Origin of the sequence: Brevibacterium sp. UBA7493 (genome assembly GCF_002479565.1) — a bacterium.
Taxonomy (GTDB): Bacteria; Actinomycetota; Actinomycetes; order Actinomycetales; family Brevibacteriaceae; genus Brevibacterium; species Brevibacterium luteolum.
Genome location: NZ_DLOD01000019.1, coordinates 1 through 18626, shown reverse-complemented (window position 1 = coordinate 18626; position 18626 = coordinate 1). Strand labels below are relative to the sequence as shown.

18 protein-coding genes, 1 pseudogene and 1 other annotated feature are annotated in these 18626 nt (G+C 63.0%); of the genes and pseudogenes, 5 read left to right on the top strand and 14 right to left on the bottom strand.

Going from position 1 to position 18626, the window contains the following annotated elements; translation table 11 throughout:
- The first annotated feature begins 120 nt into the window (after positions 1–120).
- The 3 genes from B4E96_RS11775 (at position 121) to B4E96_RS11765 (ending at position 2610) form a co-directional block, all read left to right on the top strand.
- Positions 121–1740 (top strand): helicase HerA-like domain-containing protein, encoded by a 1620-nt coding sequence (locus tag B4E96_RS11775; RefSeq protein ID WP_286957713.1) that lies wholly within the window; start codon positions 121–123, stop codon positions 1738–1740.
- A 56-nt stretch (positions 1741–1796) separates the two neighbouring features.
- Positions 1797–1919: a hypothetical protein gene (locus tag B4E96_RS11770; RefSeq protein WP_259845159.1), complete on the top strand. Its 123-nt coding sequence runs from the start codon at positions 1797–1799 to the stop codon at positions 1917–1919.
- Positions 1920–2013: 94 nt separating this feature from the next.
- Complete coding sequence (locus tag B4E96_RS11765; protein ID WP_259856382.1) at positions 2014–2610, top strand: 1-acyl-sn-glycerol-3-phosphate acyltransferase; 597 nt, start codon at positions 2014–2016, stop codon at positions 2608–2610.
- A 170-nt stretch (positions 2611–2780) separates the two neighbouring features.
- Here the strand turns inward: B4E96_RS11765 and B4E96_RS11760 are convergent, their stop codons facing one another.
- From B4E96_RS11760 to B4E96_RS11745, 4 genes are all read right to left on the bottom strand, one after another.
- Positions 2781–3251, bottom strand: a complete 471-nt coding sequence (locus tag B4E96_RS11760) for a PKD domain-containing protein (RefSeq protein WP_286957709.1) — start codon at positions 3249–3251, stop codon at positions 2781–2783.
- A 413-nt stretch (positions 3252–3664) separates the two neighbouring features.
- On the bottom strand, positions 3665–4243 hold the full coding sequence (locus tag B4E96_RS11755) for a hypothetical protein (RefSeq protein ID WP_286957708.1): 579 nt from the start codon (positions 4241–4243) through the stop codon (positions 3665–3667).
- Positions 4244–4556: 313 nt separating this feature from the next.
- Positions 4557–5300 carry a DUF429 domain-containing protein gene (locus tag B4E96_RS11750; protein ID WP_286957748.1) on the bottom strand — a complete coding sequence of 248 codons (744 nt, stop codon included), beginning with the start codon at positions 5298–5300 and terminating at the stop codon, positions 4557–4559.
- Positions 5301–5312: 12 nt separating this feature from the next.
- Complete coding sequence (locus B4E96_RS11745; RefSeq protein WP_286957707.1) at positions 5313–7742, bottom strand: ATP-dependent DNA ligase; 2430 nt, start codon at positions 7740–7742, stop codon at positions 5313–5315.
- A gap of 30 nt (positions 7743–7772) precedes the next feature.
- Here B4E96_RS11745 and B4E96_RS11740 point away from each other — a divergent pair, with 30 nt between their 5' ends.
- Together B4E96_RS11740 and B4E96_RS11735 are read left to right on the top strand one after the other, a co-directional pair.
- On the top strand, positions 7773–8678 hold the full coding sequence (locus tag B4E96_RS11740) for a Ku protein (RefSeq protein WP_286957706.1): 906 nt from the start codon (positions 7773–7775) through the stop codon (positions 8676–8678).
- Positions 8679–8735: 57 nt separating this feature from the next.
- On the top strand, positions 8736–9305 hold the full coding sequence (locus tag B4E96_RS11735; RefSeq protein ID WP_286957704.1) for a hypothetical protein: 570 nt from the start codon (positions 8736–8738) through the stop codon (positions 9303–9305).
- Between the two features lie 189 nt (positions 9306–9494).
- On the opposite strand, the gene B4E96_RS11730 is transcribed toward B4E96_RS11735, so the two are convergent.
- The 10 genes and pseudogenes from B4E96_RS11730 to B4E96_RS11690 form a co-directional block, all read right to left on the bottom strand.
- Entirely contained in the window at positions 9495–9935 is a 441-nt protein-coding gene (locus tag B4E96_RS11730) for a YtoQ family protein (protein WP_286957703.1), read from the bottom strand.
- Between the two features lie 110 nt (positions 9936–10045).
- Positions 10046–10363, bottom strand: coding sequence for an HXXEE domain-containing protein (locus B4E96_RS13420; protein WP_375545122.1), 318 nt, complete (start codon positions 10361–10363; stop codon positions 10046–10048).
- 191 nt (positions 10364–10554) lie between these two features.
- Positions 10555–11994 (bottom strand): annotated as a pseudogene (locus tag B4E96_RS11725) (arylsulfotransferase family protein).
- 356 nt (positions 11995–12350) lie between these two features.
- On the bottom strand, positions 12351–12983 hold the full coding sequence (locus tag B4E96_RS11720; protein ID WP_286957702.1) for a hypothetical protein: 633 nt from the start codon (positions 12981–12983) through the stop codon (positions 12351–12353).
- Positions 12984–13546: 563 nt separating this feature from the next.
- On the bottom strand, positions 13547–13867 hold the full coding sequence (locus tag B4E96_RS11715; RefSeq protein WP_170274791.1) for a HigA family addiction module antitoxin: 321 nt from the start codon (positions 13865–13867) through the stop codon (positions 13547–13549).
- Between the two features lie 56 nt (positions 13868–13923).
- Complete coding sequence (locus B4E96_RS11710; RefSeq protein ID WP_170274790.1) at positions 13924–14226, bottom strand: HigA family addiction module antitoxin; 303 nt, start codon at positions 14224–14226, stop codon at positions 13924–13926.
- The gene (locus tag B4E96_RS11705; RefSeq protein ID WP_170274789.1) at positions 14213–14494 is read right to left on the bottom strand and encodes a type II toxin-antitoxin system RelE/ParE family toxin; all 282 of its coding nucleotides are present in this window, start codon (positions 14492–14494) and stop codon (positions 14213–14215) included. The genes B4E96_RS11710 and B4E96_RS11705 overlap by 14 nt, the downstream gene beginning before the upstream one ends.
- Before the next feature lie 83 nt (positions 14495–14577).
- Complete coding sequence (locus B4E96_RS11700; RefSeq protein WP_170274788.1) at positions 14578–16365, bottom strand: DUF262 domain-containing protein; 1788 nt, start codon at positions 16363–16365, stop codon at positions 14578–14580.
- 88 nt (positions 16366–16453) lie between these two features.
- Entirely contained in the window at positions 16454–17557 is a 1104-nt protein-coding gene (ychF, locus tag B4E96_RS11695; RefSeq protein ID WP_286957701.1) for a redox-regulated ATPase YchF, read from the bottom strand.
- A gap of 105 nt (positions 17558–17662) precedes the next feature.
- On the bottom strand, positions 17663–18626 hold a 964-nt coding region (locus B4E96_RS11690; RefSeq protein WP_286957699.1), incomplete at its 5' end, for an IS3 family transposase.
- Positions 18500–18626, bottom strand: a sequence feature (AL1L pseudoknot). This feature is flagged as partial in the annotation. (Overlaps the previous gene by 127 nt.)

Below are 18626 nucleotides of genomic sequence, written 5' to 3'. Positions count from 1 at the left end.
GGCAAGAACCAGAGCCAACGCAGACTCCCGGCCCACGCAGAGAGAACCGCATGGTGTGCTCCTACCGGCCCCTGAAGCGATCGCCGCTGCTGCGCGCGCCTGCTGTGCTTGAATGACCTCATGAGCGACACGCAGGCCCTTGAAGCGATCCGCGCCGGATACACCTTCGACGAACCCGCCATCGACCTCGGCTCCGCCTTTGACGGCGACACCCCCGCCCCTGATGTGCGCGTGCGCATCCCGCTGGCGATGTTCAACCGCCACGGCCTCATCGCCGGTGCCACAGGCACCGGCAAGACGATCACCCTCCAGGTGCTTGCCGAGGCGCTCTCCACTGCCGGCGTTCCCGTGTTCGCAGCCGATCTCAAAGGCGACCTGTCCGGCATGGCGAGCCCCGGTGAGCCGTCCGAGAAGCTCACCGCCCGCACCCAGGCCAACGGCCAGGACTGGCAGCCCGAGGCCTCCCCGGTGACCTTCTACTCCCTCGGCGGAGAGGGCACCGGCATCCCGATGCGTGCGAGCGTCAGCTCCTTCGGACCACTCCTGCTGTCGAAAGTCCTGGGCCTCAACGACACCCAGGAGTCCGTCCTCGGCCTCATCTTCCACTACGCCGACTCCGCAGGCCTGGCGCTGCTCGACCTCTCCGACCTCAAGGCGGTGCTGTCCTTCCTCACCTCCCCGGAGGGCAAGGCGGACCTGAAGGACATCGGCGGAGTCTCCACCGCCTCGGCTGGGGTGATCCTGCGCGCGATCGCGAACCTGGAGATCCAGGGTGCCGACGCGTTCTTCGGCGAACCCGAATACGACATCTCCGACCTGCTGCGCACCCAGGGGGCTGCCGGCACGATCTCGATGCTCGAGCTGCCGGCCGTGCAGAACCGCCCGGCCCTGTTCTCGACCTTCCTCATGTGGCTCCTCGCCGAGCTGTTCGAAACCCTGCCCGAGGTGGGTGACGCCGACAAACCCACGCTCGTGTTCTTCTTCGACGAAGCCCACCTGCTGTTCGCCAACGCGTCGAAGGCGTTTCTCGACTCGGTCGCCCAGACGGTGCGCCTTATCCGTTCGAAGGGTGTGGGCGTCTTCTTCGTCACCCAGCAGCCCACCGACGTTCCCGAGGCGGTGCTCGCCCAGCTCGGCTCGCGCATCCAGCATCAGCTGCGCGCCCACACTCCCAAGGAGGCCAAAGCGCTCAAGGAGACGGTGTCGACCTTCCCGACGACTGATGTCGACCTCGGTGCGCTGCTCACCACGCTGGGCACCGGCGAGGCGATCGTAACCGTCATGGATCCCGATGGGGCACCGACACCGGTCGCTGCGACGAAGATCTTCGCCCCGCGCTCGAAGATGGGTCCCAGCGACCCGGCCCTGATGGAACAGCTCGTCGCCGATTCTGCCCATCAGGCGACCTACGGTGAGCGCATCGACCGGGAATCGGCCCGCGAGATCCTCACCCAGCGCCTGGAAGCCGGTGCTGCCGACGCCGAGGCGGAGGGCACCTCGGGCCCGGAGCCGGCGCCAGGCAGCGGGCCGGATGCCGAACACGATGAGGCTCGGATCCCGCTGCCGGACACCGCAGGGGCGGGCAGAACCAGCCGCAGCCGGTCGACGACGCCCGGCAGACAGGATCGGACGATGCTCGAGCAGGTGGTGAATTCCCGCGAGTTCCGGCAGTTCACCCGCACCGCTGCCCGCGAGATCGCCCGCGGGATCTTCGGCACCGGCCGGCGCCGTCGGCGCTGAGACGCAACAGCCGAGATCAATCGCGCAGCTCCAGCGAGGCCAAGGACGTCGAGTCGATGCACGTCCATGCCAAGAGTCTCGTCGAGCCTGATATCGCGTTCACCGGCAAGTTCCACGAACCGGCGGGCCACTGGCTGCTCATGCACGAGTCCGAAGGCAACGAGTTGTGCATCGTGTGAACCACCTCGGGAGCGGTGACCGACGTTGCGCGCCTGGCTGCACGCCGGATGGACCGGTGCGCTTCGGGGGTCGGGAGTGCTCTACGGTTGAGCTATGCTCCGACGACTCACCGCCCGCGCCTTCTGGCGCTTCAGCCGCTGGACGCTGCGCACCCAGCCGGCACCGACTCAGCCGACGATCCTCATCGGCGCACCCCACACCTCGAACTGGGACTTCATACTCATGCTCTGCATCGCCTGGGAGCTGGGCATCGATGTGCGCTGGATGGGAAAGAAGAGCCTGTTCCGCTCCTGGCGGGGGCCGTTCATGCGCGCCACCGGCGGCATCCCGGTCGACCGCGACAATCCCAGCCGCGTCGTCGCCGAGGTCGTCGAGGCCGCCCGCGCTGGGGAGATCTTCGGGCTCGTCATCACCCCGGACGGCACCCGCAGCGGGCACACCCACTGGAAATCCGGGTTCTACCGCATCGCTCGCGAGACCGGCATGCCGGTGACCCTGGGCTACGTCGATTCGACGACGCACACGACCGGGCTCGGCCCGACCCTGGAGATGACCGGTGATATCGCATCCGATATGGATCGGATCCGCGCCTTCTACGCTGATAAGACCGGCATCCGCCCGCACCGGCAGGTGACACCACGGCTGCGCGATGAGTCCGGCGGGCAGCTCGGTGGGCGCACGGTCGCCTGACCCCGGATCCGAGAAAGCTCTCGACACCGGCGCCGAGCTGGTCCACCCGCTGTGATCAGATGAGTGTGGCGTGCGCCGTTACTTCTGGCGTGACTCCTCGGGACGTGTCGTCAACGCCGGCACTCACATCTGAGGTTCGATGACGATCGCCCAGCGGACCGACGGCGTTCTCATGGGCAGTCGGGGCCGTCGGGGTTCTTGGTGCAGTCCTCGTCGACGAGGTAGCGCACGTATCGGTAGATCTCGACTGGCACCGGTCTCGATGCGATCTCAGCTGTGCCGGGAATGTCCTCCCATGCTCCGCCGTCGACACGGAACTGACCGACGTAACTGGTCGTCAGATTGATCGTGTAGTCACCGCTTTCCGTGTACGAATGGCTGATATCGGCGTCGTGTGCGTATCTGGGCTTGCGGCCGGCTGAGGTCGTGGTGATTGTGTTGCCGTCACCGAAGTTCCATTTGTACTGCGCTGGCGTCACCCGGATCTCGACGGTGTATCCGGCGAGCTCCATCGTCTCTGTCCGCGAGGAATTGTTGCCGGCCCATACGGCTACAGGCTTGTTCACCACACCCCACCCCTCGGGCATGACGAAGATGTCAGACGGCGGGATCGAGGTCTCCCCGACGTCTTCCCACGTCACATCCGGTGGAGGCTCCACATAGAAGTCTGTGTCAGGCGGGCTGTTGCCGTCACGATCCGGCGACGGCTGCGGCCGGCGCTCACACTGCCTGGCCCGGCTCCCCGGGTCGCCCTCAAGCAACTGGCAGGCCCGAGGCCCGGAATCAGCGTTGTTGTCCCGGCGATCACGATCGGAATTGTCGCCGTTGCGGTTGCCGCCGCCCCGGCCCGAACCGTCGCGGTCCTTCTTCGGTGGCGTCCGTTCGCGTTTTGGTCCCTCGTTCCTATTTTTACACTTTGTCCGGATGTTCTCGCGGAAAAGCTCCGACTCACAGGAGGCTGCGAGCCCCGGGGATGCTAAGAAGGGCATAGGGACCAGGCCTGTCAAGAGGAGCGAAACAACCGCCAGAACGTAGACAGGCACCGCACGCGCTATTAGCCGCATGATTCGTCCGTAAACTCGACCGAATCCAGCTTCCAAGCGGAACCAGAGTTCTGAAACTCATAAAAAACGACTATCGGCTCTAGGTCCGGCGCTGCTACTGACTTGCCGCTTGCATCTACGACATCGATCTGGCTGTAGTCCACACATGATTCGAATTGGATTGAGCCTGTCGCCTCCTCGGAAATTTCCACCCGATCGAGGTGGTGAGATCTGTGCACAATATCTCCGACCTGCTTCTCACCGTTCTCAGCCATCTCGGCGTATCCCGCCGAGTGTTTTTCGTAGAGTTCTCCATCCGTGAACTGAAGAGCTCGATCCGGATCGGATCCAGAGTCTGCCGCTACCCGGTTGTAGGCGTCGAGGAACTCCACCAGCACGTCGTAAGCCTCGTCCGCCGCCTTCTTCTCATCCGGCGTTAGGTTCAACTCGGTCTCGTATGGAGGCTCGGTGAGCTCAGGGCTCGGATCCGCATCGGCGGTGGATGAAGCAAACGAGGGGGTCGGCTCCGCTTCCTCGGCACCGGTGCACCCACTAGCGACCAGCACCAGCGCGCTCAGCGACGCACCCATCACCACGCCTCGTCCTCGGTACCGCATCCTGTCGACTCCTCTTCCGGTTACACCAAAACTAGGTCACTCATACCTGCGAAGGAACAGCCGAAACGAAACTGTGGACAAGGACCAGTCAGAGCCGCACCGTCCCGCAGACCCTGACTAGGACTTCAGAACAGAAGGCACGTATCACCATCCGCATGTGACGTTCATCACGGTAGCAAAATGTTCGGCGACGTGGAACCAGAGGCACGAGTACCCACCGGCACCACCGACCAACCCACCGGGCGTGAAACTCGCTCGCGACACTGCGGTGCCGAACATGCACCACTCACACGGCCACCGTGCCAAACGGAACGTGGATCCACCCCTCTATCAGGGCATCTGCGTGCTCCGCCGCTGCCGGCACACGCGTGTGCCCGTCTGCCGCCTCGACGGCAACCAAAGCAGAGATCACCGCGTCGAGAGCGTCATCCGATGCCACACAGACCGAATCGTATCCGTTCCAGTCAACTGCGCACCGCCCGTTCAGCCCCGCCACGATGTCCTCCCGCAGCCCTGGGTCCCGCTTGTAGCCGCGAAATGGAAGCTGCCACACCTTCAGCGCTGCCGCCGGGTACACCTCACACACCCGCCCGGCACCATCGCGTCGGCAGTTGATGCCGCGGTCGCGCAGGCGCGCCTCGACTGCGGCCCAGCGCAGCGCCGGGTACGCGATACGATCGGCGGCCGCACTCAAGGGCGTGAGACCGCACCACTGGTGCACGAGCTGATCCGTCCGGCGCAGCACCATCCCCCGGCGCCACCGCACATCTGCTGCCATAGGCGCCGCGTGCTGCTGCAGTGCATGATCTGCGAGGAATTCGATGAACCCCGCCGGCCAGCCGAAGGGCACATCGATGCCGGCCTTCGAGACCCCACTGAGCATCTCGATGAGCTCCTCATCAGCGAGCCCGCAACCGGCGTCTTCCACGACGACCCGGTTCTGCGGTGTGCGCTGCAGTCGGGCGAATCCGGTCCTGCCCGGTTCGGCAGCGAGATCGACACCGGCGAAGACTCCAGCTTCCCACGGCACCGTCACGATGTGTCACACCTCCCACCGCACCTCAGCAGGATCCTTGTCCTCACGCCAGCCGCGCCAGGCGGCCTGCCGGACCCGGCCCTGCCGCGTCCGCCCGGCAAGCGCCACCTCGGCGACGAGCGTCGGCCTCACCCACCATGCATCAGCCTGGTCTTCGGTCGGCACATCGTCGACCGGCGGGGTCTTGCGCTCAAGTTTCCGCAGCTTCGCCTCGATCTCAGCCAGCTGCCGGTCGGTGAATCCTGTGCCGACCCGGCCGGCGTAGCGCAGCTCGCTGGCATCATCAGGCACGGCGACAAGCAGCGAACCGATCCCACCAGCCCTGGCACCCTTCCCGTCGCGGGCGCCGATGACAATGACCTCCTGATGCAGCTGCGTTTTGAGTTTGACCCACGCTGAGCCGCGCTGACCGGTCAGGTAGACCGAATCGGCGCGCTTGGCGACGACCCCTTCGAGCCCGAGCGCCCGGCTGGCCTTGACCGCCGCCTCAAGCGACCCGTCGTGAGCAGGCGGCACGATGACGTACTCACCTTCATCAAGCACCTCGGCGAGAATCTTCCGGCGGGCCCGGTAGGTTTCGCGGATGAGCGAGCGACCGTTGTGGGCGAGGATGTCGAAGACCATGTAACGCAGCTCGGCGTCATCGGGCACGTCGTCCTCGCCGCTGAGCATCGCCTGCAGCAGACTGAAGTCCGGCCTCCCGTCCCCGTCGAGCGCTACGAGCTCCCCGTCGAGGATTCCAGTTCCGTCCAGCAGCTCAGTAAGCTCACCTGCCTGCGGGAACTGCGCGCTCATGTCCTTGCCGTTGCGGCTGGCGAGCACCACTCCCCCGGTGCCCACGCCTGCGAGCATCCGGTAACCGTCCCATTTCATCTCCGCGACCCACGTCTCGCCAGCACCCTTCCCGAGGCGGATGTCGGCCTCCGAGCCCGCGCGGGCGAGCATCGGGGCGGGGATGTCGCTGAGCGCAGGAACGTCGCCGGAGTCCTGGCCACCTGCAGAAGGAGCCGCCTTCTCGCCGCGCTCCCCCGCCTCGGGCGCGGGACCGTTCCCGTCGCCGGGCTGGTCCTTCATCAGCTGCAGCAGCCACGTGTTCTTCCCGTTCATTCCCTTCGTGCGGATGAGTGCGAACCGGCGTGGGATGCCTTTGAGCCCGCCGTCCTCGCGGCCGTGGAGGACGGCGATGATCTCCTTGTCATCGCGCCACTTCTCGCGCTCATAGGTGCCGGCGTCCCAGATGGTGACCTCGCCGGCGCCGTACTCGCCCTTGGCGATCGTGCCCTCGAAGCTGCCGTATTCGAGCGGGTGGTCCTCGGTCTGGACGGCCAGCCGGTTGACGTTGTGCTTCAGCGGCACGCCCTTGGGCACCGCCCAGCTGACGAGCACTCCGGAGTGCTCCAGCCGGAAGTCCCAGTGCAGGCTGCTGGCGTGGTGCTCCTGGATGACGAAGCTCGGGTCATCCGTTCCCGAGGTGTCGGCTGGCCTGTGTGCCGGAACCGGTTCGCTGGTCTTGGCGGCGTCGCGCATCGACCGGTAGGTCTCCAACCGGTCAGCACCGAGGTCCGCGATTGGGTCAAGCCCCTCTTCGATGCGGGCGATGACGTCGTCGAGCTCCAACTGAGCAAGCTCTGGGCTGGCCAGTTCCTCCCAGGTGCGCGGGGCGGCGACGGTGGGGCGCAGACGGCCGCGCAGCGAGTAGGGGCTGACGGTGGTCTTCGATGCGCTGTTCTGACTCCAGTCGAGGAAGACCTTGCCGGTGCGGTCGGTCTTCTTCATCGTCGAGACGACCTCATCGGGGTGGTCGGCTTCGAGTGCGCGGGCGAGTTCGTGGGCGACGTCGGAGATCTGCTCGGAGTTGTGCCGACCGTCGAGAGCGGCGTAGAGGTGGATGCCCTTCGATCCGGAGGTCACCGGGTAGGTCGGCATGCCCATGTCCTCGAGGATCTCCCGGCACCAGGTGGCGACGGTGGCGCAGTCGGTGAGGTCGGTTCCCGGGCCGGGGTCGAGGTCGAGGACGAGGCGGTCGGGGTTGCGCGGCTGGCCGTTGCGGCCGAAGCGCCACTGTGGGGTGTGCAGTTCGAGGGCTGCGACCTGGCCGAACCACGCGAGCACGGCCGGTTCCTCGGCGAGCGGATAGGTGTTGGTGCCGCTTTTGTGCTTGATGGTGCCGGTGGGGATCCAGTCCGGGGCCGAGTCCTCCAGGTCTTTGCGGAAGAAGGCATCCCCTGCCTCGGCGGCGGCGCCGACCCCGTTGACCCAGCGTTTGCGGGTGACCGGCCGGCCGGTCACCTGCGGGATGAGGACGTCAGCGACGGTGAGGTAGTAGCGGATGACGTCGGCCTTCGTGGTGCGGGTCTCCGGGTAGAGGACCTTGTCGAGGTTGGAGACGGTGAGCGTGCGGTCTCCGACCTGGAACTTCTTGCGAGCTGGCGCCATCGTGGTCCCTTTCTGCGTAGAATCCATGCTATGCGAGCAATATGGACCGGCGCCATCACCTTCGGGCTCGTGAACGTTCCCGTCAAGGCCTACAGCGCCACGGAGAATCACGACGTGTCCTTCCACCAGGTCCACGACGCAGATGGCGGGCGGATCCGCTATGAGCGACGCTGCGAGGTCTGCGGTGAGAAGGTCGAGTACAAGGACATCGACAAGGCCTACGAGTCCGGTGACGACACCGTCATCGTCACTGATGATGACTTCGAGGCGCTGCCGGAGAGCGACAACGACGAGATCGAGGTCGTGCAGTTCGTCCCGACTGAGCAGATCGATCCGATCATGCTCGACCGCACGTACTATCTGGAGCCTGCAGCGAAGTCGCCGAAGTCGTATCTGCTGCTGCGCCAGGCGCTGGAGGACAGCGACCGGACCGCCGTTGTGACGTATTCGCTGCGGCAGAAGACCCGGCTGGGTGTGCTGCGGGTGCGCGGGAAGGTGCTCGTGCTGCAGGGCATGCTATGGGCCGATGAGGTCCGCAGCGTCGACTTCAAGGGCGTGAAGTCGAAGGCGAAGATCAGCAGCAAGGAGAAGGAGCTCGCCGGCGCGCTGGTCGAGCAGTTCGCCTCGGACTTCACCCCCGAAGAGTTCGAGGATGATTACCAGGTCGAGCTGCGCAAGCTCATCGACGCCAAGCTCGAAGCCGGTGACACGCTCGACACCGAGGCGACCTTCGGTGAGACGCCTGACGAGGCCGACGGTGGTGATGACGCTGATGTCGTCGACCTGATGGAGGCGCTGAAGTCCTCACTGGATCGCAAGCGCGGCGGGTCGAAGCAGAAATCGGGCGGGTCCTCGAGCGGCAAGAAGTCCGGTGGCAACAAGTCCGATGGAAAGAAGTCTTCGACGAAGAAGTCTGACTCGTCGAAGAGCGCATAAGCATCTGATTCGGCGCGATCGCCCTTCCGCGCCGGCAGAGACCCCGATAATGGGATCATGTCGGACTTTGCACTGCAGCCACCGCAGCCTGCCCCTCTGCGAGGAGACGAACCATTCGACGGAATCGATGCGACAGTTCTCGACTTCTGGCGATTCGCGCTGTCGAACTTGAGGGTGAACAACGTGCGCGGATACATCGCCGAGTTCCTCGTCTCTCGCGCGGTCGGCGCTGTCGGATCTCGAATCGAGTGGGACGCCTACGATGTGGTCACACCTGAGGGAACCACAATCGAGGTCAAAACATCCGCCTATGTCCAGGCATGGGAACAGCGCACAGTCTCACGCATCAGCTTCAGCGGTCTGAAAGGACGCATATGGGACACCGCCTCCGGTCTGAGTGCCGAAAAGACGTACAACGCCGATATGTACGTGTTCGCAGTGCACACGGCACAGACGCACGAAGAGTACGACGCACTCGCCGTCTCGCAATGGAAGTTCTACGTACTTCCTCGCCGCATCCTGCAGCAGCTCGGTTATTCGGCTATCAGTCTGCCGACGCTCGAACGGCACGCTGGTCAGGCCGTACAGTATTCCGGCCTCGCCGAGGCGATCAGAACTATGGCGTGAGAGCAGGCCTGCCGACGCCGATTCCCTCGGGCGGCGCTGGCAGGAGCTTCGGGGGCAGCGAACGGGGAAGCTGGCGCGATCGCCAGACGGGGAGACCGCGAAACCGGATCGGTGTCGGTGAGGTCCATGTTCTCACCTCCACGCGGCAGGTCAGCGAAAGCCCGCCCCGCAACCGCTGTGATAGAGCTCTTAGGCGTTGAGCACGTAGCGCAGAGTCTCGACGACCTGATCAGTGGTCTTGCACCAGGCTTGGGCACCGGCGTCCACTTCCTTGAGCGCATGGACGGTGTCTTCGTCGTGCAGGGTGATGTACGGGGTGCCCAGCGCCGCACAGTACCCGGCATCGAAGGCGGCATTCCATTGCTTGTACTTGTCGCCGAAGCGCACAACGACCATATCGCTGTTCTCGATGAGGGTGCGGGTGCGGATGGCGTTGACCTTGGCTGACTGGTGATCGCGCCAGAACTGGCTGGGCGTCTCACCCAGATGGTCGCCGGCTGCATCGCTTGCAGGGTGGTCGGTCACCGGTGCGGTGAACACGACGTCCAGACCGGCGGCCTCGGCACCTCGTTCGATCTCGTCCCGCCAGTCAGTGTGGATCTCGCCGGAAAGATAGACATTGAAGCTCATCGCTGCCTCCTGTAGAGAAATGCAGTATCCGTCAGCATCTTCAACCCTATCTCAGCGATGCGGTGGCCGGGTGGCTGAGAGCACCGGTCACAGTGTTGCGCAGAAGGAGATCACTTCCTCGAATCTGCGAACCGGGCGAGGACGTGGCAAGCGGTAGCTGCTGGCACCAGGATCGCGATGCCTGCTGCTGTGTCTCGCACGCTGATGTCGAGGCCGCAGCGTGCCAACTCCCTGCGAGCGTTGACTGTTCCCGGCAACATCACCAACACGGCTGAGACCACACCTGCGGTGTATCCGCGCTGGAGGATTGATGCGAGCAGATGTGTTCCCACGTGGGCTTCGAGCCCAGCAGCGACCGCCCGGTAGAAGCGAGAATCACCCGATTCTGCAACTCCTCGTGCGCATGCCGCCGGTGCCAGCAGCCCCATGAGACCAACAGCGATCTAAGACTGGCGCGGGGTCATACGCAGCTGCTGGATTCCAGTCTGAGCGGCAAGGCGCTCACAGGTCGCCGGAAACGCGAGTGCTTCCTCGACATCGTGCAGGAGCCACGCGCTGAACAGCGCTGCTGGCCCTTTCCACTTCACACCGCACCTCCAGCTCACGGCTGGTCTTCCGTCTACTGTGCCAGTCCTTCGCCCTCGGGCTGGACTGCCGCGCTGCCGATCGGGTCACCGTCGGCATTGAGTGCTTCGACAACGATGTGTTCGAACGACTGCGGTGACTCCCCCGAGCCCTCATCAGCATCATCGTCGCCGTTTCCGTCCGCGCCCTCCGGCAGTTCGATCGCCGTCTCAAAGCCAGTGCGCTCACTGGTGGCGACCTCGGAAAGCGTGGACGAATCGGCACCGACCAGCACGCGCCATGACTCGACTTCTGTCGCACCGTTCCAGCTGACATAGACACTCGTGACGCCATCCTCTGTCCGCGCGACGGCTGCGGGCGGTGCCGTGGGTGTCGCCGTCCACTCGTGGAAGTACGCGCGATAGTTCGAGTCAGCTGCCACGGTCCAGTCGCCGAGAACCTCCCCGTCCTGGGCGTACAGCGTCCATGACGGTAGGGCACCCCAGCCCAGCACGACGCGTCCGTTGGCCAGCTCCTGGAACGAGCCCTGGTTGGCTGCGATCCGATCAACTGGCGGCAGATACTCGGTGATGATCTCGATGGTCATCTCGTCGGTGTCGACGTCGAGGCGCAGCCCGCGCGAAGAGTCACCGCGTGTGGGTGCTGACTGGTTGTCGAACATCGTGATCGAGCTGTCAGCCTGACGTTCGATGTCATGCTGCCATGCGAAGTAAACGCCGTCACCAAGCTCGAAGTCGGACTCAGGCCCGCCGGCTGTCCAGTTCACCTCGCCGGATTCCCTGTCGAGGTTGTAGAAGGCGTGTGTGTTGCGCGCATTCACCAGCAGCGAACCGTCGTCATCGACGGTGGCGGAATTGCCGTGGAAGTAGTCGAAGGGCTTCTCCTCGGTTCCCGCGTCGTCTTCGAACTCGCGCTGGGTTTCGGTGACGGGGATATGGTCGAGTGAGCTCCAGTCGAACAGGACCTCGCCGGTTTCGAGGTCGATCTCCTGAACGACGCCGTCCCAGACTCAGCCGTCCGTCTCACCTCCGAACGCGGTGAGATCAGTCTGCTTCGGAACATAGGCGAGCACCAGCAGCGTGCCCTCCTCCGTCACCGTCGTCTCATGGAGATCGACCATGCGATGCGGCAGGTCCCCGCCGGTGCCCACACGGGCGATCTGCTCATACGAGTCATCGAGATTGACAACCTCTCCTTCGGCCAGCGGGGTATCGACCGTTCCCTCCCACCACGTGAGGACTCCCTGGCCCTGGTAGTCCTGGACGCGCAGATCCCACCCTGCGGTGTCGCCGTCCGGGTCGGAATCTTCCTCGATCCATACGGGCTCCCCGGCGCCGTCGACGATGAGCCGGCCGGACCAGATGCCTGTCTCCTGTGACTTCGGGCCGAGGAAGACATACTGGTCGATACCATTGACGCTCAGATCGAGAGGCTCACCCTCGATAGGCGGGGCGGTGAGGTCCGGGCGGCTCACATATTCCCTCAGCTCCACTGATGCGCTGTCCTCGCCATCCGTGCAGCCTGTCAGCGCTAGGGCGATGATCGATGCGGCCCCGATGGTTATGCGCGACCGGTGACGTGACGACGGGGTCATGAGATGTGCTTAGCTCCTCAGCACGCGCAGGGGAGGCGCGGCGTTCAGTGTGGCCGGCCTCAGGCATCGTTCCCGGCAGCGTTAAGTCCCCTACGACAACGCGCGACTGGTGGCACGGCACTGTGATCATGGTCGTCTCAACAGGAGTATAGGTCGCATCCGTAAGGATCTGTGGGCAAAGACCTTTGACGTGCGTCGTTCTCGAACGAGCTCCATCAGATCGCCACCATGCAGATTCACGTGCCCCTGCAACGCCCTGGTCTGCAAAGTGCTGCCGGGATGTCCAGCAGGAATGGAACCGTGCCGATCCGCACTCGCAACCCACCGTCGAGACCTGCGTTCATTTTCAGAGCCTTGGTTCTGACCGGCTGATGAGGTCTATTTTGACCATGTGGAAAGAGACGGAAATCGCTCAGCCACGAACCCGATGTTGCTTGTGGCCAGTGAAATAGCCGCAGGCCCCATGAGCGGGTCCATGATGTTGCTGATCGCGTTGTATTCGGCGTCTCCCCGCAGGGCGGGAAATAGTAGCCATGGACAGTTGCCTCTGCGGCGCCGGCTCCCGTCGCTGCGATGCGTCGCGCCACGGCGGAGGCATAAAGGCCAATGAATAGGGCGATGCCGATAGAGCCGCCGATCTGCTGGACCATGTTGACGGTCGCTGAGGCGACGCCGACGTCGGCGAGGTCGACACCCGTCGTTGCCGTCGCGATTGCCGCTGTGAAGACTGTACCCATGCCGAAACCGACAAGGATCAGCGCGGGAAAGAGTACGGCGGTGTAAGACGAGTCCACTGCCAGCCCCTGGAGAAAGAGGAGGCCTGCGGTCGTGACCGCGGCACCGGAGATGATGACGACCTTCGCGCCCAACTTAGAGAGCAGTCAGCCACCGACCCAGCTGGAGGCAAGGGTCATCGTGAGTTTCAACCTCGACGCCGAGGGCGCGTTGGTACCACTCGGCAGTGGAACGGACGTCGGAGCAGTTTGAACACGAGGTGGTCTACCGCTGTGATCTCAACACCCACAGGACCTTCTGAGGGGTTTAGTCGAAGGGTGGGGTTCCCCGAGGACGTCATTGACCGCCCACTCGAGCGAGTCAAGAGCGTCTTCTCCCCCGCTGATGGCTTCGGCCTCGCAGTCATTCACTCGAATGAGCGCGGCCCCGCCGATGGGCACAACGCCCTCACCGTCAGAACCGTATTCTTCAACGATGCGCGCCCACGCAGTCCAGCGCGTTCGGCGTGATGACGCGCACTCGGACGCGGTAAGCAAGGTCTTGAGTCGTGTGCCGATCAAACCGGTCGTCGGACACTTTCCCGATCGTCATGGCTCAAGTATCAGACCGAGCAGCTGACACTGCAATGAGCATGATGACTCGCAGTTCTGGCAAAGCGACCACGACCATCGTCGAACGATCTCACTCGAACCTATCGTCAGGCAAGTTCAAGGGGTTTGGTCTCGGCAACCTGATCACGCAGCGCAAGACGCCCGCGCCTCAACTCGTAGTTCAACTGCAGGTTCATCCAGAATTCGTCGGAAGTCCTGAAGTATCGCGCCAAACGAATTGCAGTATCGGCAGTGATTCCACGCTTTCCGTGCACGATCTCATTGATTCGACGAGGCGGAACACCGATCGAGACGGCAAGCCTGTTCTGCGTGATTCCGAGCCCCTTGATGAAGTCCGCCATGAGGACCTCGCCCGGATGAATCGGCTCGATCACATCGGCTTCAGTGGTAGTCGCCAAGTTTGACATTCTCGGCACCTCCGTCAACTCCTCGATCTCGCCGAGTGGGATCGCCTGTTTCTTATTCAGGCAACTTCGATGGTTTGAATCTGCTCGATTTCGGGAAAGATCTTGTCTTCTGCCACATCAAGGTCGTACTGAGTCTGCAGCCCAAGCCAGAACTGCGGGCTTATACCAAAGAACTTCGCCAACCGAAGTGCAGTGTCAGCGGTGATCGCACGCTTACCATGGACGATCTCGTTGATCCTGCGAGGCGGAACTCCGATGGAGACGGCGAGCTTGTGCTGTGTAATACCCATGTCTTTAAGAAAGTCCTCCATGAGGACTTCTCCGGGATGAACCGGAGGGAGCTTGTCAGTGGTAGTCAACGATCTCAACCTCCTCTGGCCCAGCAACGGTCCACCGAAAGCAAATCCGCCACTGGTCGTTGATACGGATACTGTGCTGACCCGCGCGATCGCCCTTAAGTGTTTCGAGACGGTTACCTGGCGGAATCCGCAAATCTTCGAGACTCTGCGCGTAACCGAGCTGGCGCAGTTTCCTCAACGCCACTGAGTGGATTCGGGAATCGATTGAACGCGCCCGCTCTCGATTCCAAAGTCGCTCGGTGTCCTTGTCGGCGAATGACTGGATCACAACTTAACCATACCCACCAATAACGCACAGCGTCAATAACGCTACACGTTAAACCTGAACTCAACCGCGTCACCATTGATACTTTATCTGACAATGGCCAGTGGGAAGCGCTGTATCACCCGTTCCGCCAATTCTTCGGTGCGATTCTCGATGTCATTAGGGGTCCAAGACTCCCTCGTGGCCAGGTCAGCGTTCAGTGACAGGCCGTTTCGATAGCCGATACGCCTGCCCTTCGAGTCCTGGCGGTCGCGCTTCTCAAGGAAAGACTTGTTGCTGAGGTTGCTGTTATACGCGGTAATGGTGAGGTTGCCGAGCCTATGCTTGTGCTCCTCCTGAACCTGGGCAGCGACCTCCTCACCCCCGAGCATCTCCTGCCACTCAGCCGGAAGGTTCTCGCCCTGCGGGAGGATGTGCTCGATCGTCCAAACGAAACGGTTCTTTTCCTGGCGCCACAGGTCGATGCGCGTCTCCTTGGTCATGGCGTCCTCGGCCAGCGTCGCGAGGACGAACCGGGCGACGTCGCTGTTCTCCTCGTAGATTCGCCCCAGGAGGCGGGTGCGGAACTCCTCGTCGGACACTGAGGCCGCACTTAGCTTCTCCTCGACGATCACCACCACCTCGTCACCTCGGGCATCACCCACAGCGTCGATGGTCGTCATAAACAGCTTCGCCAGTGCATACGTCTGCGGGTATCCCGTTAGGTTGCGTCGGACAAAGAAGCTCGTGAGGCGGTCTACGACCGTCTCGATGTGTGCATCTGTCAGAGCCAGATCGGACTGCTTCGATATCAGCCACATGAGGAGCACGTAGGACGGCGCGCCCTGAGCGCGCATCAGGCGCTGGAACGACCTGTCAAGGGTTGTCGGCTGATCGAGTTCAACGACGCAGTTGATTCGCCCGTAGATCTTGCTCGCCGTCACCAGCGAATCGACGACGCGTTTGAGGCCCTGCTCGAGAATCTTCTCGTAGACCCTGATCAGGTTGGACTTCGTGGCGACCGAGGCGTTTGAGACTTCGGGCAGCTCTGACTTGAACGCGTTGTAGTACTGGCGGAGGAAGCGCTCCTGGGTGGAGTAGCTGTCACCTAGGCTGGTCAGCATGTCGTTCCAGTGTTTGAACGCCTCGTCGACGTCCATGATCTGCTTCTTCTCCGACTCGGCGAGAAGGTGGTTCTTGATCAGGTCCACCGGTGAGAGGGGCATCCCGCGGTTGTTCAGGGACTCGAACAGCACGAAGGCGTCGGCGTGGTTGGCCACCTCAATCTTCACGATCACCGCCTGTAGGGCCGCCTCATGCACCCGCAGGGCCGCCTCCGGCTGTGTGATCTCCTCAGTCTCGGCGAGCCTCTGGATCGCGGAGCGGAAGTAGCGGTAGCACTTGGCAATCCTGCGGCTGGGGAAGTACGGCTTCCATTCTCCCTCCACCGGCAAGCCGGCTTCCTCGAGCACCTTGCGGAAGTCGGAGAGGTTGTGGCCCTGTTTCTGCGGTGTCACCCTCGGCTGCTGGTCTGCTTTCCGCACCAACTGCCGACCGAGGTTGATGACGTCCGTTCGTGTGTCCTCGTCGAGATCGTCGAAGTGTTCCTTGAGTACCGAATAGACGGCGGCCAACAACAAGGTGAGCGTCGTCAGTCGCTGCTGCCCATCGATGACCTGCAGGATGTTGCCCTCGAGCGTGTCCGTGGTCTGGTCGAGCGTGATGATGGTGCCCAGGAAGTGCGCGCCCTCGGCCTCGATGAGATCTTCGAACAGGTCTTCCCAGTGGGACTTATACCAGGAGTACTCGCGCTGGTAGGGCGGGATCCGGTAAAGCACGTTGCCTTCGTGACTGAACAGCGTGTGCACCGGATACTGGTTGGCAGATTTGATCATCGAGGAGCCCCCAGCTCACACGCCCATATGTGGCTGACCTCTCCGTCGATGAAGTTGCGGACCCTGGCGTGCAGGTTGCGTGATTTTGTCACTTTTTACCTCCAGACGTTAGCCCAGTTCGGAACTCGACGACGTCGCCGTCGGCCATGACATAGTCCTTGCCCTCCATGCGCACCTTGCCGGCCGCGCGCGCTTCGGCCATCGAACCGAGCGCATCGAGGTCCTCGAAGGAGACGATCTCAGCCTTGATGAAGCCCTTCTGGAAATCAGTGTGGATGACGCCGGCGGCCTCGGGAGCGGTCCAGCCCTTGCGGATCGTCCAGGCCCGCGCCTCCTTCGGCCCGGCAGTCAGGTAGGTCTGCAGACCGAGGGTATCGAATCCGACGCGGGCCAGCTGATCGAGCCCGGCCTCGTCCTGGCCGCTCATCTCCAGCATTTCAGCGGCTTCCTCGTCGTCGAGCTCAGCGAGCTCGGACTCGAACTTGGCATCGAGGAAGATCGCCTCGACCGGGGCGACCAGTGCGCGCATCTCGTCTTTCTCCGCCTCATCAGCCAGCACATCGTCATCGACGTTGAAGACATAGAGGAACGGCTTAGTCGTCATCAGCTGCAGCTCGCGCAGGGGGGCTGCGTCGAAGCCGTCGGCCTGCATCGCCTGGTACAGGGTGCGCCCTTCCTCCAGGATCCCCTGCGCCTCCTGCATCGCAGCCAGCACCTCGGGCTCGGCGCGCTTCTGCTTGACCTCTTTCTCGATCCGGGGCAGCGCCCGTTCGAGGGTCTGCAGGTCCGCGAGGATGAGTTCGGTGTTGATCGTGTCGATGTCGTCGGCCGGGTTGACCTTGCCGTCGACGTGGACAACGTCGGAATCGCTGAACCCGCGGATCACCTGGCAGATCGCGTCGGCCTCGCGGATGTTGGCCAAAAACTGGTTGCCCAGCCCCTCCCCCTCCGAGGCGCCGCGGACGATGCCGGCGATGTCGACGAAGTTCACCGTTGCCGGCAGGATCTTCGCTGAGCCGAAGATCTCCGCCAGCCGGGTCAGCCGCTCGTCGGGCAGTTCGACGACGCCGATGTTCGGCTCGATCGTCGCGAACGGGTAGTTCGCTGCCAGCACCTGGTTCTTGGTCAATGCGTTGAACATGGTCGACTTGCCGACGTTGGGCAGTCCGACGATTCCGATAGTTAAAGCCACGATCCCCCAGTGTAGCCGCTGCCCTGGGTGCCAGCATGCCGGCCAGTCCCCCGTGCCCGAGGCGGTGGCCGGCAGCCGTGGATCGCCCCGAGTTCGGTGGAGAGCTCATAGCGGTACGCCAGCCACCTCTGGCCGACTGGTTTCAGTGTAGTAGTGTTCCTCGAACTGCGCTGGAGCGAGGTCTCCGCAGTACGAATGCGGGCGGGTGTGGTTATACCAATGAACCCATTCCAAAGTCGCGAATTCCACAGCATCACGACCGGTCCACGGGCCCTCGCGCCACACCACCTCTTTCTTATATAGTTTATTCAGCGCTTCTGCTGCGGCATTATCATAAGAATCTCCAGTCGAACCGACCGAGGCTTCTATTCCAGCTTCACGTAGACGCTCTGTATAAGCAATGGAAACATACTGGCTCCCCTTGTCCGAATGATGAATTAACTGGTCGATGCTCCTGTTCTTTCGTTTCCTTTCCCATAACGCGTGCTCCAGAGCATCCAGCGCCAAATCGGTTCGTAGAGTCGTGTCGACTCGCCACCCAACAATCATTCGGGAAAACAGATCCGTGACGAAAGCGACATAGGCGAAACCAGTCCATGTCGGCACATAGGTGATATCGGCGACCCAGCGAGTATCAGGAGTATCTGCGGTGAAATCCCGCTGGACGAGGTCACCCGGATACGAAGCGGTCTTGGTCTGCCGTGTCGTAGTCGTCGACCGGGCATTGGACACCCCGGCCAGCCCCAGGGCGCGCATACGGCGTTCGACCGTGCACCTGGCGATCGGCTCGTTCGGGTAGAGCCGGCGCAGCATCACCCACACTTTCCGTGCGCCGAACAATCCACGATTGTCAGAATGCACTTTCCGAATCCGATCATCCCATTTCGCGTCAGCTTGTTTCCGGGCTGAGACCGGTCTCGTCTTTCTCGCGTAATACGAGCTCGCAGCGACCTGTACACCTGTCTGAGACAGTGTTCGACAGATCGGCTCGACTCCGAACTCATGGCGATGATCATCGATGAAACCATCGATATCTGTCAGCGGCGGTCGAGCTCCGCCTGGGCAAAAT